The sequence below is a fragment of the Vibrio sp. 1727 genome (genome assembly GCF_033344415.1).
Taxonomy (GTDB): Bacteria; Pseudomonadota; Gammaproteobacteria; order Enterobacterales; family Vibrionaceae; genus Vibrio; species Vibrio alginolyticus.
The window spans coordinates 67,204-87,658 of the sequence record NZ_JAWPOT010000017.1 but is presented as its reverse complement, the minus strand read 5'-3'; the positions used below and the strand labels follow the sequence as shown (position 1 = coordinate 87,658).

34 protein-coding genes are annotated in these 20,455 nt (G+C 50.9%); 29 read left to right on the top strand and 5 right to left on the bottom strand.

What is annotated here, in order from left to right:
- The first annotated feature begins 50 nt into the window (after positions 1–50).
- The 3 genes from R8O10_RS16605 (at position 51) to R8O10_RS16595 (ending at position 1,290) form a co-directional block, all read left to right on the top strand.
- Positions 51–578 (top strand): thermonuclease family protein, encoded by a 528-nt coding sequence (locus R8O10_RS16605; RefSeq protein WP_001210659.1) that lies wholly within the window; start codon positions 51–53, stop codon positions 576–578.
- A gap of 57 nt (positions 579–635) precedes the next feature.
- A complete protein-coding gene (locus R8O10_RS16600; protein ID WP_001043046.1) occupies positions 636–908 on the top strand; it encodes an HU family DNA-binding protein in 273 nt (90 codons plus the stop codon).
- 88 nt (positions 909–996) lie between these two features.
- The gene (locus R8O10_RS16595) at positions 997–1,290 is read left to right on the top strand and encodes a hypothetical protein (protein ID WP_001239998.1); all 294 of its coding nucleotides are present in this window, start codon (positions 997–999) and stop codon (positions 1,288–1,290) included.
- Between the two features lie 26 nt (positions 1,291–1,316).
- On the opposite strand, the gene R8O10_RS16590 is transcribed toward R8O10_RS16595, so the two are convergent.
- Both R8O10_RS16590 and R8O10_RS16585 read right to left on the bottom strand, forming a co-directional pair.
- Entirely contained in the window at positions 1,317–1,619 is a 303-nt protein-coding gene (locus R8O10_RS16590) for an XRE family transcriptional regulator (RefSeq protein WP_000124640.1), read from the bottom strand.
- 4 nt (positions 1,620–1,623) lie between these two features.
- A complete protein-coding gene (locus R8O10_RS16585) occupies positions 1,624–1,974 on the bottom strand; it encodes a type II toxin-antitoxin system RelE/ParE family toxin (RefSeq protein ID WP_000270043.1) in 351 nt (116 codons plus the stop codon).
- A 162-nt stretch (positions 1,975–2,136) separates the two neighbouring features.
- Here R8O10_RS16585 and R8O10_RS16580 point away from each other — a divergent pair, with 162 nt between their 5' ends.
- The 4 genes from R8O10_RS16580 to R8O10_RS16565 all read left to right on the top strand — a co-directional run bounded on the left by R8O10_RS16580 (position 2,137) and on the right by R8O10_RS16565 (position 4,065).
- Positions 2,137–2,685, top strand: coding sequence for a hypothetical protein (locus R8O10_RS16580; protein WP_001061573.1), 549 nt, complete (start codon positions 2,137–2,139; stop codon positions 2,683–2,685).
- A 340-nt stretch (positions 2,686–3,025) separates the two neighbouring features.
- Complete coding sequence (locus R8O10_RS16575) at positions 3,026–3,220, top strand: hypothetical protein (RefSeq protein WP_000343597.1); 195 nt, start codon at positions 3,026–3,028, stop codon at positions 3,218–3,220.
- Between the two features lie 10 nt (positions 3,221–3,230).
- Positions 3,231–3,602, top strand: a complete 372-nt coding sequence (locus R8O10_RS16570; protein WP_000516918.1) for a hypothetical protein — start codon at positions 3,231–3,233, stop codon at positions 3,600–3,602.
- Positions 3,595–4,065 carry a hypothetical protein gene (locus R8O10_RS16565; protein ID WP_001281821.1) on the top strand — a complete coding sequence of 157 codons (471 nt, stop codon included), beginning with the start codon at positions 3,595–3,597 and terminating at the stop codon, positions 4,063–4,065. The genes R8O10_RS16570 and R8O10_RS16565 overlap by 8 nt, the downstream gene beginning before the upstream one ends.
- 14 nt (positions 4,066–4,079) lie before the next feature.
- Here R8O10_RS16565 and R8O10_RS16560 read toward each other — a convergent pair whose 3' ends face one another.
- Positions 4,080–4,415 (bottom strand): hypothetical protein, encoded by a 336-nt coding sequence (locus R8O10_RS16560; protein ID WP_000683477.1) that lies wholly within the window; start codon positions 4,413–4,415, stop codon positions 4,080–4,082.
- A 96-nt stretch (positions 4,416–4,511) separates the two neighbouring features.
- Between R8O10_RS16560 and R8O10_RS16555 the strand changes: the two genes are divergently transcribed.
- From R8O10_RS16555 to R8O10_RS16450, 22 genes are all read left to right on the top strand, one after another.
- Positions 4,512–5,000: a DUF1643 domain-containing protein gene (locus tag R8O10_RS16555; RefSeq protein WP_001273096.1), complete on the top strand. Its 489-nt coding sequence runs from the start codon at positions 4,512–4,514 to the stop codon at positions 4,998–5,000.
- A gap of 29 nt (positions 5,001–5,029) precedes the next feature.
- Complete coding sequence (locus R8O10_RS16550; RefSeq protein WP_347880240.1) at positions 5,030–5,500, top strand: hypothetical protein; 471 nt, start codon at positions 5,030–5,032, stop codon at positions 5,498–5,500.
- Positions 5,501–6,049: 549 nt separating this feature from the next.
- On the top strand, positions 6,050–6,994 hold the full coding sequence (locus tag R8O10_RS16545; protein WP_015063558.1) for a hypothetical protein: 945 nt from the start codon (positions 6,050–6,052) through the stop codon (positions 6,992–6,994).
- A gap of 73 nt (positions 6,995–7,067) precedes the next feature.
- Complete coding sequence (locus R8O10_RS16540; RefSeq protein WP_001280522.1) at positions 7,068–8,531, top strand: AAA family ATPase; 1,464 nt, start codon at positions 7,068–7,070, stop codon at positions 8,529–8,531.
- 61 nt (positions 8,532–8,592) lie between these two features.
- Positions 8,593–8,985: a hypothetical protein gene (locus tag R8O10_RS16535; RefSeq protein WP_000018404.1), complete on the top strand. Its 393-nt coding sequence runs from the start codon at positions 8,593–8,595 to the stop codon at positions 8,983–8,985.
- A 48-nt stretch (positions 8,986–9,033) separates the two neighbouring features.
- On the top strand, positions 9,034–9,228 hold the full coding sequence (locus R8O10_RS16530) for a DUF2997 domain-containing protein (RefSeq protein WP_000757530.1): 195 nt from the start codon (positions 9,034–9,036) through the stop codon (positions 9,226–9,228).
- Positions 9,222–10,406 carry a hypothetical protein gene (locus tag R8O10_RS16525; protein ID WP_000245300.1) on the top strand — a complete coding sequence of 395 codons (1,185 nt, stop codon included), beginning with the start codon at positions 9,222–9,224 and terminating at the stop codon, positions 10,404–10,406. The genes R8O10_RS16530 and R8O10_RS16525 overlap by 7 nt, the downstream gene beginning before the upstream one ends.
- A gap of 11 nt (positions 10,407–10,417) precedes the next feature.
- Positions 10,418–10,765 carry a hypothetical protein gene (locus R8O10_RS16520; protein ID WP_000039129.1) on the top strand — a complete coding sequence of 116 codons (348 nt, stop codon included), beginning with the start codon at positions 10,418–10,420 and terminating at the stop codon, positions 10,763–10,765.
- Positions 10,762–11,190, top strand: coding sequence for a hypothetical protein (locus R8O10_RS16515; protein ID WP_000988988.1), 429 nt, complete (start codon positions 10,762–10,764; stop codon positions 11,188–11,190). Before R8O10_RS16520 ends, R8O10_RS16515 begins: the two co-directional genes overlap by 4 nt.
- Positions 11,191–11,212: 22 nt before the next feature.
- Positions 11,213–11,746: a hypothetical protein gene (locus tag R8O10_RS16510; RefSeq protein WP_001348525.1), complete on the top strand. Its 534-nt coding sequence runs from the start codon at positions 11,213–11,215 to the stop codon at positions 11,744–11,746.
- A gap of 11 nt (positions 11,747–11,757) precedes the next feature.
- Positions 11,758–12,327, top strand: coding sequence for a hypothetical protein (locus R8O10_RS16505; protein ID WP_001256126.1), 570 nt, complete (start codon positions 11,758–11,760; stop codon positions 12,325–12,327).
- Positions 12,328–12,329: 2 nt separating this feature from the next.
- Entirely contained in the window at positions 12,330–12,875 is a 546-nt protein-coding gene (locus R8O10_RS16500) for a hypothetical protein (RefSeq protein ID WP_000435225.1), read from the top strand.
- Between the two features lie 116 nt (positions 12,876–12,991).
- Positions 12,992–13,930, top strand: a complete 939-nt coding sequence (locus R8O10_RS16495) for a ParB/RepB/Spo0J family partition protein (RefSeq protein ID WP_000268394.1) — start codon at positions 12,992–12,994, stop codon at positions 13,928–13,930.
- A 183-nt stretch (positions 13,931–14,113) separates the two neighbouring features.
- Entirely contained in the window at positions 14,114–14,365 is a 252-nt protein-coding gene (locus tag R8O10_RS16490) for a hypothetical protein (RefSeq protein ID WP_001348524.1), read from the top strand.
- Positions 14,365–14,607, top strand: coding sequence for a hypothetical protein (locus R8O10_RS16485; protein WP_001096360.1), 243 nt, complete (start codon positions 14,365–14,367; stop codon positions 14,605–14,607). Before R8O10_RS16490 ends, R8O10_RS16485 begins: the two co-directional genes overlap by 1 nt.
- A 122-nt stretch (positions 14,608–14,729) precedes the next feature.
- Positions 14,730–14,972 (top strand): hypothetical protein, encoded by a 243-nt coding sequence (locus tag R8O10_RS16480; protein ID WP_225452413.1) that lies wholly within the window; start codon positions 14,730–14,732, stop codon positions 14,970–14,972.
- Entirely contained in the window at positions 14,965–16,209 is a 1,245-nt protein-coding gene (locus tag R8O10_RS16475; RefSeq protein ID WP_000098294.1) for a DNA-methyltransferase, read from the top strand. Before R8O10_RS16480 ends, R8O10_RS16475 begins: the two co-directional genes overlap by 8 nt.
- A gap of 13 nt (positions 16,210–16,222) precedes the next feature.
- Complete coding sequence (locus R8O10_RS16470) at positions 16,223–16,672, top strand: hypothetical protein (protein WP_001053910.1); 450 nt, start codon at positions 16,223–16,225, stop codon at positions 16,670–16,672.
- Positions 16,654–16,965 (top strand): hypothetical protein, encoded by a 312-nt coding sequence (locus R8O10_RS16465; RefSeq protein ID WP_000380893.1) that lies wholly within the window; start codon positions 16,654–16,656, stop codon positions 16,963–16,965. Before R8O10_RS16470 ends, R8O10_RS16465 begins: the two co-directional genes overlap by 19 nt.
- A 173-nt stretch (positions 16,966–17,138) precedes the next feature.
- Positions 17,139–17,924 (top strand): ParA family protein, encoded by a 786-nt coding sequence (locus R8O10_RS16460; RefSeq protein WP_001151305.1) that lies wholly within the window; start codon positions 17,139–17,141, stop codon positions 17,922–17,924.
- Between the two features lie 3 nt (positions 17,925–17,927).
- Positions 17,928–19,109, top strand: coding sequence for a ParB/RepB/Spo0J family partition protein (locus R8O10_RS16455; RefSeq protein WP_001207227.1), 1,182 nt, complete (start codon positions 17,928–17,930; stop codon positions 19,107–19,109).
- A gap of 48 nt (positions 19,110–19,157) precedes the next feature.
- On the top strand, positions 19,158–19,430 hold the full coding sequence (locus R8O10_RS16450) for a helix-turn-helix domain-containing protein (RefSeq protein WP_000703827.1): 273 nt from the start codon (positions 19,158–19,160) through the stop codon (positions 19,428–19,430).
- Positions 19,431–19,482: 52 nt separating this feature from the next.
- On the opposite strand, the gene R8O10_RS16445 is transcribed toward R8O10_RS16450, so the two are convergent.
- Together R8O10_RS16445 and R8O10_RS16440 are read right to left on the bottom strand one after the other, a co-directional pair.
- Positions 19,483–20,118, bottom strand: coding sequence for an N-6 DNA methylase (locus R8O10_RS16445; protein WP_000074431.1), 636 nt, complete (start codon positions 20,116–20,118; stop codon positions 19,483–19,485).
- Between the two features lie 91 nt (positions 20,119–20,209).
- Positions 20,210–20,353: a hypothetical protein gene (locus R8O10_RS16440; protein ID WP_000939033.1), complete on the bottom strand. Its 144-nt coding sequence runs from the start codon at positions 20,351–20,353 to the stop codon at positions 20,210–20,212.
- Positions 20,354–20,455: the final 102 nt, after the last annotated feature.

Here is a 20,455-nt window from a genome sequence, read left to right as displayed (position 1 = left end):
ATGCTCTGCTGGGCCAAGGCTCTACCGGCTGCAAAAAAGATGGAGTGATTATGAGGTTCGGTTTTGCAAAAAAGACGGGGATTTCAGCGTTCCTATCAGCAATGCTGGTGCTGGCTCCTCATGTGTGGGCAGAGACCTTCACTGCAAAGGTTGTGGGGGTGTCTGATGGTGATACGGTCAAAGTGCTAACGGAACAAAGCTGCGATACCGGAAAAGACTGCCGGAGTGGCAAGATCCAGTACCGAGTAAGGCTCGCGGAGATCGATACTCCAGAGAAAAAGCAGCCATACGGCTCAAAGGCGAAGCAGGCCTTATCAGATCTGGTGTTTGGTCGAATGATCAAAGTGGAGCAAATCGACAAAGACCGTTATGGCCGCCTGGTTGCCAATCTCTATGTCGATGGCAAATGGGTCAATGCCGAAATGGTCCGTTCTGGGAGTGCGTGGGTGTACCGGCAGTACGCCAAAACACCGGAGCTGTTCAAGCTGGAGACCGAGGCCAAAGCCGATAAGCGAGGTCTCTGGGCATTACCGGAATCGGAGAGAACTCCCCCTTGGGAGTGGCGAAGAAAGCACTAACCACACCCCAGAGTATGCAGGTGTAAACAGTAACCAAGAAAACAAACAGGAATAACGATGAACAAAAGCGAACTGATTATGAAAGTGGCCGAAGACGCTGATATTAGCAAAGCAAAGGCCGAAGCTGCGGTAAATGCGCTGATCAACTCAGTGAAAGAGGTGCTTAAAGCGGGTGGGACAGTAGCGCTTACTGGGTTTGGTACTTTCCACGTTAAGGAACGCGCAGCGCGAACCGGACGGAATCCCCAGACTGGAGAGAACATCCAGATCGCGGCGGCCAACATTCCTGGGTTCAAAGCTGGTAAGGGGTTGAAAGACTCCGTGAACTAGATCTTAATCATGTGACACATGAATAAGGTTTACATAAGGCTCCTTTCGTGGGAGCCTTATTCATATCAGACATGAATAAGGGGGCGGAATGAGGTTGTCGTCAACTCAAAAGGACGTTTTGTTCATTCTATACGCAATTGAGGCCGGTGGAAAAGCCGAGCCTGTACCAGGTGTAAAAATACTGGAGATGATCAACTCAGCTCGCCAGAGCGGTATTCATGGAACGAACTTCCGAACGTCATGCCACACGCTGGTGGAGAATGGCCTGTTGAACAAGTACCGGAATGCTTCTCTAAAGCTGGCCTTTAGGCTGACCGACGATGGCAGGGAACGTGCAGGAGAGATATACCGCAAACGGCTGGAGGAAGTGCAAGATAAGTAATACGCCCCATAACGGGGCGTATCGAGTTAAACGGCAAAGCCGTAGTGGGTGCCGTCCGGAAGTTCAACATCGAGGCGTAGCTTGCCACCGGAGGCCTCAACGTACCGCTTAATGGACGACAGCTTGAGATCTCGTCCAGGTTTTTCCATCTCGGAGACTGTCGGCTGTCTCACACCCAGAGATGCAGCAATTTCCCCCTGGGTAAGGTTCATGCGATCACGAAGCTCTGCCAAGTGGATGTTCAGTAACATCTCAGTGGCCGCTTTCTGTGCTTTGGCAACAACCTCAGGCTTTTCTGTTGCCAGCATTTGGTCAAGAGTTCTTGCCATAACGTCACTCCTTCTTCAATTTATCCAAGTGCGCCGCAAACTCGCGGTCTGCAATTGGGATCATTACTTCATAAAACCTTTTCTCGTCCCCGGTCTTGTTACCGGCGCAGAGAAGAATCCCCTTACGCTTTGGATCGAACGCAAAGAATGCCCTGATAGGATCTCCTTTGCTTTGGACCCGCAGCTCTTTCATGTTGCTGTAGGATGAACCGTTAACAGTATCCGCGTATGGTCTCGACAGCATGGGACCTCTATCTCGCAGCACCATCATCGAAGCCAGCACGTTGGCTCTATCGGTATCATCCAGTGCATCGAACCACTCATCAAAGGTGTCAGTTGTCTCGATGACCCACATGGTTTCTCCTTACTTAATATAGGTGCAATCCTATATAGATTCAAACCTATAATCAAGAAAAATCGGCGGCTATGGGGGACGAAATGCCGGTAAGTAGTCATGTGACTAAAATAGGGGGTAGAATAGGCCTCAATATAGTCATGTGACTAAAAGGTGTACTGAATGAACAACCTGCCCCTACTGCTCGACGCAAGAGAAGCCATTGACTACTACCACCAGCATCCAGACATGACTGATGCAGAAAAGGCCTATGTGGTCGCGTTCCTAAGCGGAGAGGGGCGCTCAAACAGTCAGATCAGAGAGGAACTGGGGATTGAGAAGGTATACACGGTTACACACCTGAAACGCGCCGGTACGCTGTCGGAGGAAGAGCTCACACTCTGGCTCAGAAATCCACGCAAGATCACCCTGGGACATGTGAGAGCCGTGGCTAAGTTACCTATCAGCAAGAGAGAAAAGCTCCTGAGGGATCTCCTGCATACCAGGACACCGGTTCATACATATGAGGCGATAGCGAAGGGCAAAGAAGTGGATAGGGATGCTGACATTAAGCGTCTGGAAACCCTGATGAGCGATGCGACGGGTAGGCCCATCAAAATTCGCTATAACCCCGCGAAGCGCTCCGGGGAGCTGACGCTGGGATTCTTCACGCTCGATGACCTGGATGACGTGTGCAAGGCTCTGGGGTTTGATCCAAGCGAGCAGATGTAAACCAGAAAACTTTCACATGTGAAAGTCTTGCAAGGTGTCTTTTTATTGTTTACAGTATCATAAAATGAATCTGTAAAGGTGCGCGATGAATGTGCTTCCAACGAAAAGCTGGCCTTGGGCGTTATAACTCAACCAGACCTGAGTGGCTGGCGGCGTACCGAAACGCAAGATGTATGAGAAGCTCAGGTAAAGAACCTGATGCTTCTCTTTCCGGGATAGCTTGGAAGGCGCAACTCATTGTTGCCCATGAAAGAGGCAGAATTGACAGCCTGGCTGTCCCTTTGGATGCCAGATTGATAGCAAAGAACCTCATCGACGAGATCCTTGCTGAGGAGAACTGATGGACGAAAAAATTACCTACGAAGAAATGCTTGAACAACTCGACCAGAAAGGCATCCGCGTCACCAACGGGGCGAGACGGCTTTATGTCGCGTTGAACAACGGAGTCAAAGCTGAGGTGCTGGGTAACTGCGGTCCCGCCACAATCAGCTTGGTTGACGGGATGATTGTTGTGGAAGAGCAGACTCTCCACTAAGGGCAGCAGCATGGGCAAAAAAGTACACATCATTTGTGGAAAGTGCGGCAGTGACGAGATGAACTTTGTCATCAATGGACACTGTCCAGACGATCCCCAGAATGTTGCCAGTATGTCCTGCTCAAATTGTTGCGAACTGACAGGCATAGCCGAGTGGTCGGAATTTAATGGACGTGAGCTGAAAGGTGAAGCCGTCGCCCTATCAACACCGGCAAACGTGAATGCTCTTCTAGGATTGCTTCGCCAGGCGATGGACAGCGTTGAGTATCGCCTCTATGGCGGGGGCATGTCATTGAGCGGTAATGATGCTGCCGAACTCATAGACCTCCAGGAGCGAGCTGAGAAGGTCTTGTCTGTTCTTCGGAGTGATCAGCATGAGTGATTTATACGAACCGCTTGAGTTTGTGTTCTGCGGCTTTAGGAAAGGGGACGCTGGGCTCTTTATCTCGGTAGCCACTTTGCGCGATGGTGTTTTAGGCCGTGAGATGTATTTCTCAAAGGGAAAAAGCAAAAGGCGCTGGGTTGTCGGTGGCATTTACTCAGGGGCCTCGTTTTCGGACAACGGAGCAAAAGGTCTGGATGATGCTCATTACGTTAAAGCATGGGAAGTGCAAGGCGACAAGATAGAGTGGCAAGCAAAAAGCGAGCAAGCCGAAGCCTTGGCGCGAAGCGAGAAACTTGAAGCCGACGATAGGAAGCGCAATGAACTCGAAGAGCTGATGCTACCCATCAGGAAGCAATATGGGGCATTAACAAAGCGACGTGATAGGGCAGGGGCCGCAGCTCTTGAAGAAGCTGTCCTGAGAGCGCTGAGAGCGCCCATCAGGAAGGCTGAGGAGAAATAACCGTGGAGCCAGTCTTAGCTAAAGCATTCGCCGGTTTTAAAGTCGTAGCTGTAAGTGCCCATCAGATTGGCTTTTCGGCTTTTTTTGCCATTGGTGTTTGCTGGCGCTTTAGGGGTCGCAAGTACGCCATAGAACAGGATACCAACAAGTGCCGCTTGCCACGCGAAAACAGCAACCAGAATCCAAAAAGCAGCAGCCAGAACCGGCAGTTTGTGCAGAAGGTTGAGCACCGGCTTGGCCCAAATCACTGCCGGGATAGCCAGCACTGCGTAACCCCAGTTGGTTGCCTCAAGCATAGCCAGGCCAAGAACAACAACAGCCATCAGCGCGATATTCAGTACATGTTTCATGGTCATCTCTCCTTTTCAACTTACACTTTTATCCTATCACAGCATTAAAAAATGCAACTGTGAAAGGGCGTTTTTCATTCAAAAAGAGGTGACACTTTGAGTGCAATTATCAGCAAGTGCGGCATGTACAGATACCGTCTGGAAAGGGATGTGCAACCCGAAGGCCTTGTGTTCGGTTATTTTGGTGTAAACGGCTCTACGGCCACGGCCACCGAGGACGATCACACGGTCAGAAAGTGGATAGGGTTTACCAAGGTCAACGGAGGGAGGCGATTCATAGTCGGTAATGCTTTTGCTTTTCGGGCGACCGACGTTCGAGAGCTGGCTACGGCGGTTGATCCTGTCGGGCCTGAAAATGAAATCCACTTGGAAAGGATTATTCGGGATGCTGATGTCTTGGTGCCCTGCTGGGGGAGCCGAACTAAGCTGCCTAAGTCTTTGCATGTTCATTTGGACAGGCTTTTAGAGCAGCTCGTTGCATCTGGGAAGCCGGTATTGGCATTTGGCGTGACTGGTTCGGGGGACCCGAAGCACCCACTAATGCTTGGATATTCGACAAAACTTGTGCCCTGGGGAGGAAAATAATTATGTCGATGCTTGAAGCACGTTACTTCGTGGCAAAGATAAGCGATGCACAGGCCGTGCTCTGCGATGAGGAGCTGGCGACACTGGAAAGGCTGATCCGGAAGGTTGATGATGGCCGCAGAGCAAATGGCAAGAGCTCGCTTACTTGCGTTGTTGTCGAAGAAGATTGGCCGAACTGGCAGCAAACGGTTGACTCTGTACTTTCACTTGCTGACGGGAAAGACAACGATTGGACCAATGCCACACCAGAACAAATCAAGGCCTTTTGGGTCGATGACTCAGTTTGGAAAACTCTGGATGGCCGGGATAAATGGATTGAAGATCTCGACCTGCTGGTGGACGGTTCCCCGGTGGCTTCTGAGTGGGAACCTTTTGGCTTGGAATCAGGGCAGTCTGTCGTCATACGAGGCGGATGGATAGAAGGGAATGCCTTGAGTGATGATGGCGTACCGCTAGTGCAGGCATTCGTCGCTTGGAAACAGGGCCAAGACAACCACTAAAGGAAAATTACTTCGGAAGGGCGGCTATGGCCGCTTTCTTTTTAATATTTACAGTATCACATAATGATACTATGATGTTGTTAATTTACTTGGGGAGGCGCTTATGCTCACTGCTAAATGTATAGGGTGCGGATGCACCGATGATCACGCTTGTGTTGAAAACGGTCAACCGTGTCACTGGCTTCGCGTGAATAGAGTGGAAGGTATCGGGGTCTGCTCTTCGTGCCCGGATGCTCTCAATCAATTCGCATCGACCAGCCAGGAACAAGCAACTGGACAGGATGACTACCGGAACAGTCCAGAATGGAAGGATTTTTCATCACGCATTGGTAATGCACTATGCGGGGGCCGGAGCAAAGCAAAGTAAGGTAAAAACGGCTATGCCGTTTTTTATTTGTCTATTACGGCATCACATTATAAGCCTGTAAATGCTGAATCTGTAATTGCCCAAAATGGGCGTGAGCAGGGGCGGGGTGTGAGGTCGTTCTAAGGCAAAATACTTTGTACTGGCAGAACAAAGAAAGAATGAACTTTCACATGTGAAAGTTTTTGGGGTACGGGATGGAACAAGCAATTCAAAGTTACTTGGCTGACGACCGGCAATATCAAGACAGGATTACCGCAGCTCTCAGCCAGGTTGAAGAGAAAGGTGCAGAGTACGAAGCTCTTTGCCAACAGCGTGCTCAGTTGGGGATCTGGCAAAAAATTATAACGTTCTGGCAGTTTCGTCGAGACATCGCCGTTATACGTTCAGCACTAAAAGGCCATAACAGCGATTTGCGGTATTTGCGCCGTGGGAGAGACCAGCTCAAAGAGGGATTGGTTTCTCGGGCCGTGAAGCAAGCGATTGACGGTAGCCAGATTCTGGAACGAATCACCCAAGCTCAAGATAGGCTTGACGCCGCATCTCGACTCCACGAGAGCAACAAGCGACTGGTGGACATGGGGCAAAAAGCCTTACGTGAAATCAGTGAGGCCTCTTCCAGTATTTCATCAGCACAAACAATGGAGGTTCTCGACCTTGTGACTGACAACAAGGGCATTTCCGTCATGTCGTCGATGTCAAACTCCTCGGCCAGCAGTGAAATAGACGATGCGAAGAGAGCTGTGAAAGCCTTCGCAAATGCGCTGGGGGATCATCGTGACATTGTGGGCTCACTGCACCACTCAATGGCAACTGAGTTTATCGATCTGGGTATGGACTTTGCCGGTTTGAATGATGGTTTCGACTTTGGGAGCGTCTTCTCGCTGTTCAGCTTGTCGTCTGCCAGTTCCTCTCTGGACAAAGTAGAGTCTCGCGTTGAATCTCTGATGCCAGATCTAAGACGAGCCGCCTCCAATTCGGCAGCAGAGTATGCCCGTGTTAACGAAGAGTTCTTTGGCCTAAAACAACAGGCCTGTTGCCAAGTGCATGAGTTGCTGGTGACAAATGGTATAGACGTGTCAGTCAAGCGCGTTGAGTCCGCCGTGAACAGCTACAGAGTTGGAAGGTGATATTTACAGCATCATAAAATGAACTTATGATGTGAGGTGATCAACAAGTCGAAATTTATTTAAAGGATAAGCGATGAGCGATATTACACAGCAAATGGACAAACTTGAGATTCCAATCAAGTTGTCCTTTCCAGTCATCAACGTTAGCACTTTTGAGCTGGGCCGTGCAGAGAGCGTTTTCTCTGACATTGCAAAGAAAGTCGGCAAGCACTTTATTGTGATGCCATTCAAGAAGCTGCCCGATCCAGGCACGATGAAGGCAATGGTGGACGAGTCCAAGAAGTCCTCCAAAAACGGTGTTGTCGTGTTCGACACTTTCTTTTTCGACCGACAACGTGCAAACCCGGAAACACTCCCAGCCCTCAAGTCATCACTGACCTATCTGGAGAATGAGGGGATCAACTACATCATCGCTGGCAAAGACGTCTTCAATGAAGAGTTCGTTTATCACATCGATCTCCCGGCTATGAGCAATCAGGAAATCCTGAAACTGCTCCAGACCTGTGAAGATAACGTGAAAGATGGTGGAGTCTTCGAGAGCAACGAACGTGCTGTCATCGCAAACCACGCCCTGGGCTTGTCACACACCCAGATGAAGAACGTCTTCACCTATTCCGCTTACTTGAAATTCAAGGGTGAAGAATACCTGGGCGAGATCCGAAAAGAAAAAGCTCACATCTTGCGTGATGTCGGCCTCGATGTGCTTGAGGCCATTGATATTGGGAATGTCGGTGGGCTCGAAAACCTCAAGGAGTTTCTCCAGATACGTAAAGCCGGTTGGGACAAAGACCTTCCGGTAAAAGGTGTCCTTCTGGCCGGTGTACCTGGTGGTGGTAAATCGCTGACGGCAAAAGCCGCTGCCGGTGTACTTGGCACTACCTTGGTTCGCCTGGATATGGGCCGTTTCTATAGTAAGTATCTCGGTGAAACCGAGCGCCAGTTCAATCGTGCATTGCAGACCATTGAGCAGATCGCACCCGTTGTTGTGTTGATTGACGAGATGGAGAAGTTTTTTGGTAATGCCGATGGCGAACACGAAGTATCCAAGCGCCTGCTGGGCTCTTTCCTCTACTGGCTTCAAGAGCGCAAGAAGAAGATCTTCATTGTGGCGACGGCCAACCGGGTTCAGTCGCTGCCTCCTGAATTGATGCGAGCTGGCCGCTGGGACCGAGCATTCTTCATTGATCTGCCAAGTGTGGCTGAGCGCCAGAAGATTTTCGAGATCCACCTCGCCAAGCAGAAGGCCAACATCGCCGCGTTCGATATGCCTACGCTACTGCGTACCACCGAGGGATACACCGGGGCAGAGATTGAACAGGCCGTCATTGACGCGATGTATCTGGCGAACGCTCAGGACAAAGAGCTCAACAATGAAGCGCTGGTGGATGCGGTCACTCGCATTACCCCGACCAGTGAAACTCGCCGAGAAGACATCAACCAGATTCGCAGTTTGCGGGATCAAGGCTTCTATCCGGCCAATAACTTCGATGTTCAAGAGCAGAATGGCTCTGGACGAAAACTCGCCATCGAGGACTAAGCGATTAACTTTGTCATGCCGGAACACGGCATGACCCCCGAAACAACTCAGGAGTGATGAGATGAGCCATATCGTAAAAGGCAAGGTGCAGGTCGCCTACAAAGACAAAGAGCTGCTGTTGAAGGCTCTGGAGGGAGTTGGCGTCGTTGTTGAAAACGAAAAGCTATACCGCGTGGGCGCTGGCTACACCTTCGAGAAATACCCGATTGTTCTGATCGACCAGAACAACAAGGAGCACCGGATTGGCTACAAGGAAAAAAACGGTGTTTGGGAGCAGTACCAGGAAAACTACGGCTCTTATGGCCGCTGGACGCAGCAGGCAAGCAGCAAGGTGCAGGATCGCTACATTGCCTTCCACTACGAGCAGCAGTTGAAAGAGGAAGGTTTCAGCGTGACGGTGAAGCAGCATCACGATGGCACTTTGGAACTGGAAGCTGAGGAAGCTGTTTGGTAATAGCGCCAAGGCAATCAGATTAGTTGAACTTAACGACGAGGTGACAAAGTGAAAAAGGTAAACATCAAGATCAAGGGCGGCAAGATTGCTGCCGATTTCACGGGGTTTCAGGGTAAGACCTGTGAAGCGCTGGAGCAGCGTATTCGCCCGGAAGAGCTCGAAGTCGAAGAAAAAGAGCTGAAACCCGAGTACCACTTCAATGCTGGTCAAACCCAGCACGAAACGGAACAGAACGAATGGTGATGAGAAGGACAGGGCGCGTCCCCCTTCTTTTGCTGGTTGGTCTCATGGTCGCAGCTCCTGCGGCCTTTGCCAGTGACTTTGTGACTGGCGTAATGGTGGGGCAAATGCTCTCAGATGACTCAGGCAGCAAGAAGGTAGAGGACACTGGCCCGGAGAGCAAAACGGTCATTGATTACCATGACGGTCAGCCAGTTGTGACCAAAGTGGAGGCCTTCAAAAGCAATAAATGGCGCAAACTGGATGGCCCTCAGGGCGGCTATTTTGTTTGCCCAGGTGAATACCGTAGCTATTCGGGAAGGCTGCGTTGTCGCGTCCATGATGACGGGCTCAATGGCTTTATGGGCGGTATGACTGATGCTCAGGAGCTACCGCTCCAAGAAGCTCTGACCAAGTTGGAAGGTAAACCCATCTCCCTGCAAACCATTGAAGTCCACGGGAACAACCTGGCAGTCAAATACCAGTTAGCACCACCAGCACAAACGCACGTCAAAACTCAGGACCTGGGGGTGGTTAAGCAAGATGGTGAAATGCAGAAGGTTGCCAGCCAACCACCAGCGCTATCCATAGAGACTGCACCAAAGAGTGAACCTCCCAAGCAGATTGGTGCTGCACAAGACACCGACCGCAATACCAGTGCGTTTCAAAGTCCGTTCGAGGAGGTAAGTGACTCCATGATCGGTCTAATGGATAGCTCTTTCGTCAAAGTCATAGCGGGGTTGATGCTGGTGTTTGGGGTTGCTAGTGGAATTATGAGGCAGAGCCCATCAGGAATTGTGATGGGGATAATGCCTGCAATTATGATCATGACCGCGCCAACGGTTATTCGTACCATGTTCGATACAGGCGCGGCCAGTACCAAGCCAGTGGAAGATAGCGGAAGCTCATTTCCTTTCTTCTTGGTGGCAATAGTGCCGGTGCTGATTTTCTTTGCCTATAGAGCTTTTATGAACAACCGGAGCGACTCCGAAATTGATGAGTTGTTAAGAGAAGCCCGACGTGCTGAAAGGGCTGAACGACCAAGCAATGAGCCTCCCTCAGTGGATGAACTCCGTGAGCGCCAGCAACAAAACCCAGAAAGAGAACCGGTGGTTGTCAGCTCATCAGCTCCGGCACCAAAGGTGCAAAAGGAAGAGCCAATCGAAGTACAGCCAGGCAAGCGCAAAATTATTTTGGATTAGTGGGGTAGGTTATGAGCAAAAAGCGCATCGTAATCAAAAATGGTGAGGTCTGCGGGTTTGCCGATGAGGTTTCCTTCAAAGGCCTTGAAGTGCAGGAATACAGTAAAACAAGGGTTTCGCGCATCGTGCCGACGAGCGGCATTCTAATGATTGCGTTCTATGTTATTCGCGGACTTTGTTCAGACGAGTCAAAGATTGCGGCATGGACTCGTGTTTGGCGTTGCCAGTGGAAGGTGCTGATCGACGGTAAAAGCTATGGACCATTCAGCAGTCGTGCGGATGCTATCTCGTTCGAGAAGGACGAGATCTACAAACAAGGCAAATTCTTTGCCGATGCCACTCACGAGGCGGCAGTATGATGACACGGGCGGCTATGGCCGCGCTGTTATCCGCGTTGGTAATAGGCCTTGTGTCTGATTTGTCCGCACAAGAGCTGGTGGTAAGCCAGGTGGCTATAGACAAGTCCACTGAGGTGGAGAAAGAAGCTACCTTCCACAACCGCAAGTGGGTGTTAAGGACGGGGCAGGTTAGTGGATTCTTCATCTGCCAAGGAGATAACAAAGACATTTACTACCGGCATGACAGGGTGGGCGCTCACTGCCAGAAGACATCGACTGGGTGGCGCAATGTACTGGGTCTCAGGGACGATGTTCCGGAAGTTGAGCTGAGCGTGTACCTGGGGACCGTTGAAGGTGTCCCCGTGAAAGTCCTTCATCAGGAAGTGGATGGTTACGATCTGAAAGTGCAGTACAAGGTTGCACGTAAAGGGTCAGCAAATGAGTGAGAGTGTGCGTCGGTCAACGCCGATGGTAAAGATTAAAATCCTGCCGAGTTTCGTAGGGGTTCCCTTCCCGTCGGTGCTACTTATCGTTGCGGGGCTCCTTAATGGCCCTTTGTGGGGCTTTGCCGCATTCGTCTTTCATATCGTCATCAAGCGGTACATCTACAGAGAATACCGGAGGTTGCCATATCCGATGCCAACCGGCTCAAGGCCTATGGATGAGTTGAGCGAGCTCCTTGTAAAGGGGATACCGGAGGAATTTTTCCGGCGGCTTGACGCAGCTTGCAGCTCTGATGCGTCAGTACAAATAACCTGCCCAAAGAAATACCGGCTGCTCAAAATGTCGTTGAATCGCTATGCCAACCGCGCTGGTTGTTACCCGCAGTTCCGGGAGGGGGATGAAATAGCGATTGAGGTAACAGAGCAGAGACCAAGAAAAGCAGGAGCAGGGAAGGGCTTTCCAAGTATTCAAGTTCTGAAAGCGTCAGAGGGTGTTCTGAGTGAACCGGAGCAGCCTATCGAAATTCAGAAAGATAAGCGCAAGATTATCTTGGATTGAGGTGGGTTGGAATGCGGTCATTTTTATACAGAATATTGCTTCTTTGCTTCGTCATTATCGTCCAGATAGGGCTAATCGCCATTGATGCGAGCCCGTTGGTTGTTGCTATGTTCCTCTCGCTAACAGCTTTAGTCGCTGGGGTCTGGATGGCGTACCTTCATTCCCGATTTTTGATGGCGGTGACTCCAGTAGTTATCTCTGTGCTAATGGCGACCCTCGCCATGAAAATGTTTGAGCCGAGACTCTTTGTTTCTGCCAGCGAAAAAGGCTGGTTCCCTTTGTCATTGTTCGTCTCGATACCGTTTTACTTCTACTTGAGTTACTTGCTTGAGATAGAGGAGAAGAGACGTACATTCCGGGCCAATGTGATTGGGTTTTTGCGTGGAGTTTCGGAAGAGATCCGTCGTTCAACCAGAGAGCATAGAGATCAAGGTGAGATAAGACACGGTGGAACAGAGCTGGGGAGTATTGACGAACTACAAAGGGGCGAGGCCAAAGAGCCAGAAGTCATCAGCTCTACATCGGACCAGAAAGAACAAGGCACTCCCAAGCGAGACAAGAGAAAAATCATTCTGGACTGAACATGGAACAAATCAGAAAAGGCTTAACCCTCGAATACGCAAAAGAGAAGCGTGAGAAGCTCTTGGCGGAGCTCAAATCAGATGAACACTACAGCCAGACTGAAACAGTAGCCTATGGGCACCACGACCCGCTCAGCGTTCCTGTGGCAGCCTGCGATAGTTGTCATGGCCGGGCGCAAATGCAGAAGGTTATAGGTCCTCCTGTGCGCTGGAATATGGTCTGCCTGGGTTGTGGGAAGGCGATCCAACAAATCCAGAAACGACCGTGGCAAGCAGCAATGGCGTGGAACCAAATTAACTTGGGAACACAGGACTACAGACAACTGCCCCTCTTTGGACTTGGGAGTCTGTCTCCTGAATCAGCAAGACAGAGAATGGTGGGAATACGCAGGAACCTGGAGCTGAGAAAGAGCCTCGCCGGTATCGAGAGGACGATAGCCCACAAGGAAGGTCAACGCCCACCAGGGAAAGAGTACCAGCAACGACTGGAAGCATATCTGCAATGGGCCATGCTGGCGCTGAGGTTGCTCAAAGTCAAAGCAAGTTAGTGGTGAGAAGGAAGAGAGAACCCGGTACTGTAAAGCGCCGGGTTTTTTATGCCGCCCTGTTTACAGTATCAAAAAGTGATGCTATAAAGTGAGCAAGTCACAAGGAGAACCAACGAATGGCTGTTATCAACTCACTCCGCGCTCTCAAAGGCGTAACCGCCCCCGAAGAACTGAAAAAAGGGGATGGATTCACTATCTCTCCTCAGCTTCTGCTGGAGGAAGAAGGGTTTAACACCCGTGGCGCTTTCTGCGAGGACTACTACGAGCGCCCGGACATCAAAGCTGGTATTCGAGTGCTGGCCGATGCTTACAAGCGTGGCGACTATGTTCCGCCGATCATCGTCAAAGTTATCGACGGAAAGGTGTATGTCCGTGAAGGTCATCGCCGTCGCCGCGCCATCCTGCTTGCTATAGAGGAAGGTGCCGACATCCAGTTCGTGCAGGTCGTAGAGCACAAGGGCGATGAAGCCGAACAGAGCCTTCTGATCGCCACCAGCAACGATGGGCTCCCTCTTTCTCCACTTGAGCGAGCCGTGATCTACGCTCGGCTTGCAAACTGGGGGTGGAGCGACCAGATGATTGCCCAACGTGTTGGCCGCTCGGCTGAGCACGTTCGTATCGCCCGTGCCCTTTTGGAGATGCCTCTGGAACTGAAACGGATGATTCAGGAAGGCTCTGTGGCTGCCACCTACGCTCAGGAGCTCTACAACGAGCACGGCACCAACGCTGTTGAGATCCTGAAAAAGGCGCAGGAAGAACAGGCCAGTGGCAATGACGGCAAGAAGGCCCCGAAAAAACTGACCAAAAAGTCTGTCGAGAAAGGTCCCCGCCTGGGCAAAAAGGTGGTTGAAGCCATGCACCGAGGCGTGAGCTCTATTACCAGTCGTCTGGACAACATCAAGCCGAACGATGACGGTGAAACGTTCACCCTTACCCTGAGCCGGGAAGATGTTGATGCGTTTCAGGAGCTGAAAGCCAAGCTGGCGGAGCTGGAGCCCAAAACTGACGAGTCCAATGAAGACCAGCAAGAGCTGGATTTGGCGGGTAATCAGTAATGGGGCGCTGTACTGTTGAGGATGCCATCCAGTTGCTGGAAGGGGGAACCATTGTTGCGGTCGTACCGGCGTCATCCGGACCAGATACGCTGGTGGTTTCCTCTATCAGGCTTGAATCCGGACTGACAGTACAGTTTTCCCCTCCAGCGGCAGCCAGTGTCAGTGTTCAGCTCGCGGAGCTCGATGATGAACAGTGACAAGAAATCGTCTGAACTAGCCAGACTGAGGCGTCAGCATCAGCTAGTTTGCTCTGTCATCGCAGCCTTGCTCATCTGTGCAGGTATATATGGGACCGTTGCACGTTTGGGCTTCATCCTGATGGCGCCATTGTTTGTTATCGCCTTAGGTGTGTTAGTCGATGCGTTCCTGCCAAGGGTAAGTTGGTTCTTCTGTGTGCGGGACGTGAGAGACATATTTGGGTGGAGAAAACGATAGTGGCGAAGTTGAAGGTTTATGGCGGGATCACTTATGGGGCCGAGGGGCAGTTCAGAACTGTCGTTGCGGCCACAAGTAAGAGCAAGGCTGCTTCAATTCTGAATATCACGATTTACCAGATGAATAGCTGGTGGACGGAGACTTTTAACAAGTACGAGGTCGAGGCGGCGATGTCTGAGCCGGGGGCTATTTTTTCAAAGCCTCTCGATGGCAGAGACCCATTTGTAAAGCAGGAAGGATAATTGTGAGAAGTGTTTTTGTATGGTTGAAGGCCGGGGCAATACTGGCTTTCCTATTCTTCGGTATTGCTGGTGCTGTCAACCGGGTCTATTGGGTTAACAGCCAAGGTTTGAGCCAGGGGTCGATGTCATCCACATTGGTTAAAGAAAAGTTTGGCCTAGACCTTGGTGCAATGTGCCGTTATGACAAACCCCAGCATGTCGAGTTCAAAGTCCTTCCTGATCAGACAATCCAGTTCCGCTGCTCATGGTTTGAAGGTGGCGGATTAACCTGGTGGCCTTTCTACACCGAGCATGATGTAAAGAGCGCCGAGGCGACCTCTGTGCTCAATGACATATTCCAGGGTACGGAGGGGCATGATGAGTAGCCAGCTAGAACTCTTTCATGTCCAAGAGGCGTATGCCAAGGCCGATAAGCCGTTATCGAATGAGGAGCTCTACGATTCGGTGGCAGAGCTCGCTGGAATCCCGAAAAGCGCTCTGAATGAACAAAGTGAAATTGGCAAGGCAAAGGTCAAGCGGAGCAAGCTGAAAAGACAGATACGCTGGTATCAGCAAACCCTCAAGTCGATGAACCTTCTCCAGAAGGTGGACGGCGAGCGGGGTGTCTGGGAGCTCTCAAGCAAAACCAAGAAGGGCCTGCATGAAGCGCTAGGTGGCGTTCGACTGGTCGCTTATTCAACAAATCTTGGGCTGGCGGTGTGGTCAAACAACAAGAGCTTTTTCTCTGACCTCGATGAGCCGGTGCATCTGTGTGTGACATCTCCGCCGTTCCCGCTCCGTATACAGCGTGGCTATGGAAACGTTGATGAAGCCAAATGGGTGGATTTCATTACTCAGGCACTCGAACCGATAGTCAAGAACCTGGTGCCAGGAGGAAGCGTTGTCCTGAATGTCAGCAATGACATATTCGAGGCCAAGAGCCCCTCCAGATCTCTCTACGTTGAGCGAATGGTGCTGGCGCTCCATGATCGGCTTGGGCTCTCTCTCATGGATAGATGGCCGTGGATCAACCTGTCAAAACCACCAAGTCCGACCCACTGGGCTTGTGTGAACCGTTACCAGTTGTGTGCCGGGTGGGAGCCTGTTTATTGGTTCACCAACGACCCTGACAGGGTGCGTTCTGACAACAGAAGGGTCCTGATCCCTCATACAGAGAAACATCAGAAGCTGATGGCCCAAGGCGGTGATAACAGAGTGGTCAGTTATGGTGACGGGGCATATCGACTGAGAGGGAACGCATTCTCTAACGTCACGGAAGGACGGATACCGAAAAACGTTATCCAGCGCGGCCACCGTTGTGCGGATACTCTGGAGCTTCGGAGAATCGCTAGAGAACTGGGGTTGCCACCGCACCCGGCAATGTTCCCAACAGACATACCTGAAATGGCTATCCGCTTTCTGACGGAAGAGGGCGACCTTGTTGTTGATCCGTTCAGTGGGTCGAATAAGAGCGGGTTGGCCGCAGAAAGGAATAACCGGCGCTGGATCGCCTGTGACATCATTCTTGAGTACATTCGCACCCAGGCGGAAATGTTCACCGGCTTTGATGGATTTTGGATGAACCCGGCCATAGCAGCAGTGGGCGGGGGAGCGTTGAATTAAGAGAACAATGCCCATGAATTTAAGTATTATCGCAAGAGTCTTGCGCCAATTGGCAATTATTTTTGTCCTCTCCGTGCTTCTTGTGGCCGGATATATCTACTATGCCGGTAAACAACATCAGCAGGCAGCAATCAACTTTTGGGGTGAGCAATACCAGCCTGATGCCATCTCGACGCAAATTGATTGGGGGTTTATCGGTAATTGGGTTATTCCTCGCGGGGGGCCAATTATTTCTCCGGGCATTGCTGGAGTGTGTCCCAATACACCACTTCCCGTTGTGCCTCTTAAAACTGGTCCTGATGGCCGGGGTTATGTTCTCTGTGGCATTGGAAGTGAGGCTGTCGCTACCAGCTTTGATGTCAATGACATCCAGGATGAAGAGATACGAAACACATTAAAAACGATGTTTGAGGAAGAATTTGAAAAAACTGTTAAGGGGGATAAATGGACACTCAAGAACTGAACCACATGATAGCTGAGGCCTACAGCCGGGATTTGCAAAAGCCTGAGCTGGTATCGTTCAAAGAGGTGAGTCGCTGGGGGCGTAAGTACGGTTTCCCCGTCGTATGCACTCTGGCCGATGAAAGTGAAGAAAAGCAGATTCACTGGGCTGCCAGTTTGCTCATTCAAGTAGCCGGTACTTGGCCGCGAGAAGATATGCCGGAATTGCTCACACCGGAACGGGGCTCCGCGCTGTTCAACGATGCGATGCAGTTATTGGCGAATGGGCTTGGAGCAGCAAATCAATTGCGCTGACAGCACAAACCTTGTCAATAAGCGGCCTTCATGGCCGTTTTTTTGTTTAAAGTTTGTTTTAACAGAACCATAATTAGATATTGCAGTATCATTTTATGATCGCTACAATCTTTCACATGTGAAAGTTTGGGGGTGGTCTTGATCACCTGCGAGAAACCAAAATAGAGGTGGGTATGGCAAAAGTAATCAGCTTCGCCAACCAGAAAGGCGGAGTGGGTAAGAGTACCCTCTGTATCCAGCAGGCCTTTTATCTGGCGTTACAGAAGAAAAAGAAAGTGCTGGTCTTGGATATGGATGGTCAGGGGAACACGTCCTCTCGACTGGCCCCCAGACGAGAGCTTGAGGATGGTGACTACGAGCCCATCCTCACTGGAACCAAAACCGCAGAGCTGTTCGCTTACGAGCTGGACGGCATTGAGGTCATGCACTGCCCTTGCGGTGCAGACCTCATTCATACGCCGAAGAATGACCCGGATCTGTTTGAGATGGAGGCTGTGCCTCTTGACCAAGCCATGAATCCGGCTCGCCATTTGGCTGAGCTGTTTGAGAACTACGACTACGTGCTGATTGATTGTCCGCCTAGCCTCGGCAGAAAGCTGGTGGCAGCGTTGGTGATGTCTACCCATGTGGCATGTCCGGTAAAGCTCTCTGGCTTCGCTGTGGACGGCGTAGAAGGTCTCCTGAACACGATTATTGGTGTGCGCGAGGCATACAACCAAAATTTGGAGATCCTGGGCATCGTGATCAACGACATGGACCGCTCTGTCAATCACGACAAAGCCCTCAAGTCGCTGGAGAACACAGTTCCGGATCTGCTGTTTGAGAACAAAATTATGCACCGGCCTCCGCTCGATACGGCGACGACTGATGGCATCCCTGTCTGGGAGCTTCGCTATGGACATGTCGCGGCCAAAGAGGTTGAGGCGGTGTTGGAAGAACTATTAGAGAAGGTGGGCTAAGCGATGGCATTGAACAATTTAAAAGGCCTGTCCGAACTTGCTAAAGCCGCCAAAGGCAAGAAAGGCAAAGAGGTTCTTACCGTACCTGTTGACGACGTTGTATCCAAGGTCCAGGTTCGTAAGCGCTTCCGTAACATTGAAGAGCTGGCGGCAACCTTGCTGACCGAAGGGCAGCAATCTCCGATCATCGTGTTCCCGAAGAATGAAGAAGGCAAGTTCGTCATCCAAAAAGGGGAGCGGCGTTGGAGAGCGTGTAAACACGCTGGTATCGAGACCATTGACCTGGTGGTGAATGATAAGGTCCAGAACAATTTGGACGAGACTGCTGGTGAGCTGATCGAAAACATCCAGCGGGATGACTTGACTCCGGTAGAGATTGCCGAGGCGTTAAACCTGTTTATTGAAGAAGGTTGGAAGCAAAAGGATATTGCTGATCGGCTCGGTAAGAATATCACTTTCGTATCTACGCATCTGTCGTTGCTCAAGCTACCTGACTGTGTGCGTGAGTTATACGATAATGAAGTATGTTCTGATACAGAGACCTTGAATAACCTTCGTCTCTTGTTCGATCTGAATGAAGAAAGATGTCGCGCCGTCTGCGCGGTGGCTATGTCTGACGGGATTACTCGTAAACAAAGCCGTGAGCTGCTGAATGATGCCAAACGTATCAAAGACGAAATGGAAAAAGGCCCACTGACTGGCTCCCACCAGAATGATGAGCTTGGCGCTGGCAACACCGACGAGCAATCCCTCAACTCGGGTGGGGATGGTACGTCGGAACAAACCGGGAATGACGACCTGAACCTTGCCCAGGAGGAACTGGAAGGGGGTAAAAATTCCAATGGTCAGGACGATGATGACGAAGACCCTTTGCGTGATGAAGAGGGTGAGCACAAAGATCCTGTCAAGCAGCCAGATAACAGCGGCAAGGACAAAGATGAAGAAGGCGGTGATGCTCTTCCTCCTCTGCCGAAGGACAAGGAATGGAAGAACGTCCGGGCTGACAGTTTGATTTTTGCTGTCAACGTTAACCTGGATGGCGAGACCAAACGTGGAGTCATCATGACCGACCGTGTTGCTCTGGTTCCGTCTACTGTCTGGGTTAAAACGCTCGATGGCGAAGGCAAGGAAAAGCATGTTCATGTGCCTGTGTCAGACATTGAACTCCTGAGTGTCGAAGGCTAATAAAGGAGGCCCAGCCAAAGAGGTTGGGCCTGTCAAGAACAGGTGAATATGAAGATCTCACAGGACATGAAAAGAAAATTTGCTTTGGTGAATGCCCTGTCTAAAACGGAGAAGCCAAGTCTCCAAGACCTTCACAAGGCAACAAATATTCCTGAATCAACGATCAAGAGACAGTTGTCTGCCCTGCGTGATGAGTTCGGAATGAATATCTTGTTCGTCAGGGAGTCTACCGGCGAACGAGGTGCCACCGGCTACTACATGCTGACAGACTGGGGGATCTTAGACAGGTCTTCGTTCTTGAACCGGTACGGAAAACTGTAAGGTGCCATAGAGCAGCGCATTGAATGCAAAACCCGCCAATCGGCGGGTTTTTTTATGCTGCCACGGTAGCGGCGGTTGCTGGAGGTTTTTCGGCGTAGTAGGCGATGTTCTTGGTTCGTCTGCTAAGGGTGTCTATGCCGACGATACTCAGCGTTTTGGGAGTGGTATTGCGGGACTCGAAATAATGGAATAGCTGGATCATGCAGCACTTCACCATCAACGGATCGATGTCTTCCAGGTAGATTGAGGCTTCTCTCAATGCTTCGGGACCGTGGTTCTCGATCAGGTTTTCCATCCAGTGAATGGCGTTGATGCCAGAACCACAGCAGGGCTCATAAAAGTCTGCCGAAGACTGTGAGCCAACAATGAGTGACATCAAGCGGCCAATCTCTGGAGGAGTGGGGAAGTAATTGGTGCCCTTCTTGTGGAAGCCAGACATGCTTAGGACGTAACCCAAAACATCGCTGGTGGGGTCGCGCTTAATGGCGGCAGACAGGACGTGAGAGAGCTCGAAGGCGACCGGCTGAAGTTCTTCCGGGATCTCCTCCTTGGCTGGGTATAGGCCAGTCTGCAAGTATGCCCACTGGTCAATAAAGGCCTCAACAAACCGAGATGTGCCCATTCTGTATCGGGACTGCTCGATGAGAGATAAAGCCTTGGATGTAAGTTGCTGTGTTTCTGGTGACATAAGCGCTCCAGTTTGTTCTGACGAAACATTCAAGAGGTAGAAACGAAGAACCCCGCCGAAGCGAGGTTCTTTGCTTTCCTGCCTGATCGCCTTAATGCCGAAGCAAAGACGTCTTGATAAAGTCGGGGCAACCGGACATTTCCCGGTCGATGAAGTCCTGACGTTTCGCCAGCGGCCATTTCATGAACGCCGCGAGCGGGATGCGCTTATTCGTGTTAGTATTGCCTTGCAGCATAACAAAGCTCCTTAATTGCTTGATTGTGTTGTAAGGGCTGCAACGAAGGTCGAAGAGCGATGCGGCCCTTATTTATGATTATTACAGCATCATAAAATAATA

What these genes read in the sequence shown, in the direction of transcription:
- R8O10_RS16455 (WP_001207227.1), top strand. Translation starts at nt 17,928, where the DNA reads ATGGCATTGAACAATTTAAAAGGCCTGTCCGAACTTGCTAAAGCCGCC.
- R8O10_RS16465 (WP_000380893.1), top strand. Translation starts at nt 16,654, where the DNA reads ATGGACACTCAAGAACTGAACCACATGATAGCTGAGGCCTACAGCCGG.
- R8O10_RS16605 (WP_001210659.1), top strand. Translation starts at nt 51, where the DNA reads ATGAGGTTCGGTTTTGCAAAAAAGACGGGGATTTCAGCGTTCCTATCA.
- R8O10_RS16600 (WP_001043046.1), top strand. Translation starts at nt 636, where the DNA reads ATGAACAAAAGCGAACTGATTATGAAAGTGGCCGAAGACGCTGATATT.
- R8O10_RS16490 (WP_001348524.1), top strand. Translation starts at nt 14,114, where the DNA reads ATGATGAACAGTGACAAGAAATCGTCTGAACTAGCCAGACTGAGGCGT.
- R8O10_RS16510 (WP_001348525.1), top strand. Translation starts at nt 11,213, where the DNA reads ATGGTAAAGATTAAAATCCTGCCGAGTTTCGTAGGGGTTCCCTTCCCG.
- R8O10_RS16560 (WP_000683477.1), bottom strand. Translation starts at nt 4,415, where the DNA reads ATGAAACATGTACTGAATATCGCGCTGATGGCTGTTGTTGTTCTTGGC.
- R8O10_RS16450 (WP_000703827.1), top strand. Translation starts at nt 19,158, where the DNA reads ATGAAGATCTCACAGGACATGAAAAGAAAATTTGCTTTGGTGAATGCC.
- R8O10_RS16495 (WP_000268394.1), top strand. Translation starts at nt 12,992, where the DNA reads ATGGCTGTTATCAACTCACTCCGCGCTCTCAAAGGCGTAACCGCCCCC.
- R8O10_RS16480 (WP_225452413.1), top strand. Translation starts at nt 14,730, where the DNA reads ATGTCATCCACATTGGTTAAAGAAAAGTTTGGCCTAGACCTTGGTGCA.
- R8O10_RS16470 (WP_001053910.1), top strand. Translation starts at nt 16,223, where the DNA reads ATGAATTTAAGTATTATCGCAAGAGTCTTGCGCCAATTGGCAATTATT.
- R8O10_RS16540 (WP_001280522.1), top strand. Translation starts at nt 7,068, where the DNA reads ATGAGCGATATTACACAGCAAATGGACAAACTTGAGATTCCAATCAAG.
- R8O10_RS16520 (WP_000039129.1), top strand. Translation starts at nt 10,418, where the DNA reads ATGAGCAAAAAGCGCATCGTAATCAAAAATGGTGAGGTCTGCGGGTTT.
- R8O10_RS16445 (WP_000074431.1), bottom strand. Translation starts at nt 20,118, where the DNA reads ATGTCACCAGAAACACAGCAACTTACATCCAAGGCTTTATCTCTCATC.
- R8O10_RS16570 (WP_000516918.1), top strand. Translation starts at nt 3,231, where the DNA reads ATGGGCAAAAAAGTACACATCATTTGTGGAAAGTGCGGCAGTGACGAG.
- R8O10_RS16460 (WP_001151305.1), top strand. Translation starts at nt 17,139, where the DNA reads ATGGCAAAAGTAATCAGCTTCGCCAACCAGAAAGGCGGAGTGGGTAAG.
- R8O10_RS16500 (WP_000435225.1), top strand. Translation starts at nt 12,330, where the DNA reads ATGGAACAAATCAGAAAAGGCTTAACCCTCGAATACGCAAAAGAGAAG.
- R8O10_RS16440 (WP_000939033.1), bottom strand. Translation starts at nt 20,353, where the DNA reads ATGCTGCAAGGCAATACTAACACGAATAAGCGCATCCCGCTCGCGGCG.
- R8O10_RS16580 (WP_001061573.1), top strand. Translation starts at nt 2,137, where the DNA reads ATGAACAACCTGCCCCTACTGCTCGACGCAAGAGAAGCCATTGACTAC.
- R8O10_RS16595 (WP_001239998.1), top strand. Translation starts at nt 997, where the DNA reads ATGAGGTTGTCGTCAACTCAAAAGGACGTTTTGTTCATTCTATACGCA.
- R8O10_RS16575 (WP_000343597.1), top strand. Translation starts at nt 3,026, where the DNA reads ATGGACGAAAAAATTACCTACGAAGAAATGCTTGAACAACTCGACCAG.
- R8O10_RS16565 (WP_001281821.1), top strand. Translation starts at nt 3,595, where the DNA reads ATGAGTGATTTATACGAACCGCTTGAGTTTGTGTTCTGCGGCTTTAGG.
- R8O10_RS16475 (WP_000098294.1), top strand. Translation starts at nt 14,965, where the DNA reads ATGAGTAGCCAGCTAGAACTCTTTCATGTCCAAGAGGCGTATGCCAAG.
- R8O10_RS16515 (WP_000988988.1), top strand. Translation starts at nt 10,762, where the DNA reads ATGATGACACGGGCGGCTATGGCCGCGCTGTTATCCGCGTTGGTAATA.
- R8O10_RS16525 (WP_000245300.1), top strand. Translation starts at nt 9,222, where the DNA reads ATGGTGATGAGAAGGACAGGGCGCGTCCCCCTTCTTTTGCTGGTTGGT.
- R8O10_RS16535 (WP_000018404.1), top strand. Translation starts at nt 8,593, where the DNA reads ATGAGCCATATCGTAAAAGGCAAGGTGCAGGTCGCCTACAAAGACAAA.
- R8O10_RS16585 (WP_000270043.1), bottom strand. Translation starts at nt 1,974, where the DNA reads ATGTGGGTCATCGAGACAACTGACACCTTTGATGAGTGGTTCGATGCA.
- R8O10_RS16590 (WP_000124640.1), bottom strand. Translation starts at nt 1,619, where the DNA reads ATGGCAAGAACTCTTGACCAAATGCTGGCAACAGAAAAGCCTGAGGTT.
- R8O10_RS16505 (WP_001256126.1), top strand. Translation starts at nt 11,758, where the DNA reads ATGCGGTCATTTTTATACAGAATATTGCTTCTTTGCTTCGTCATTATC.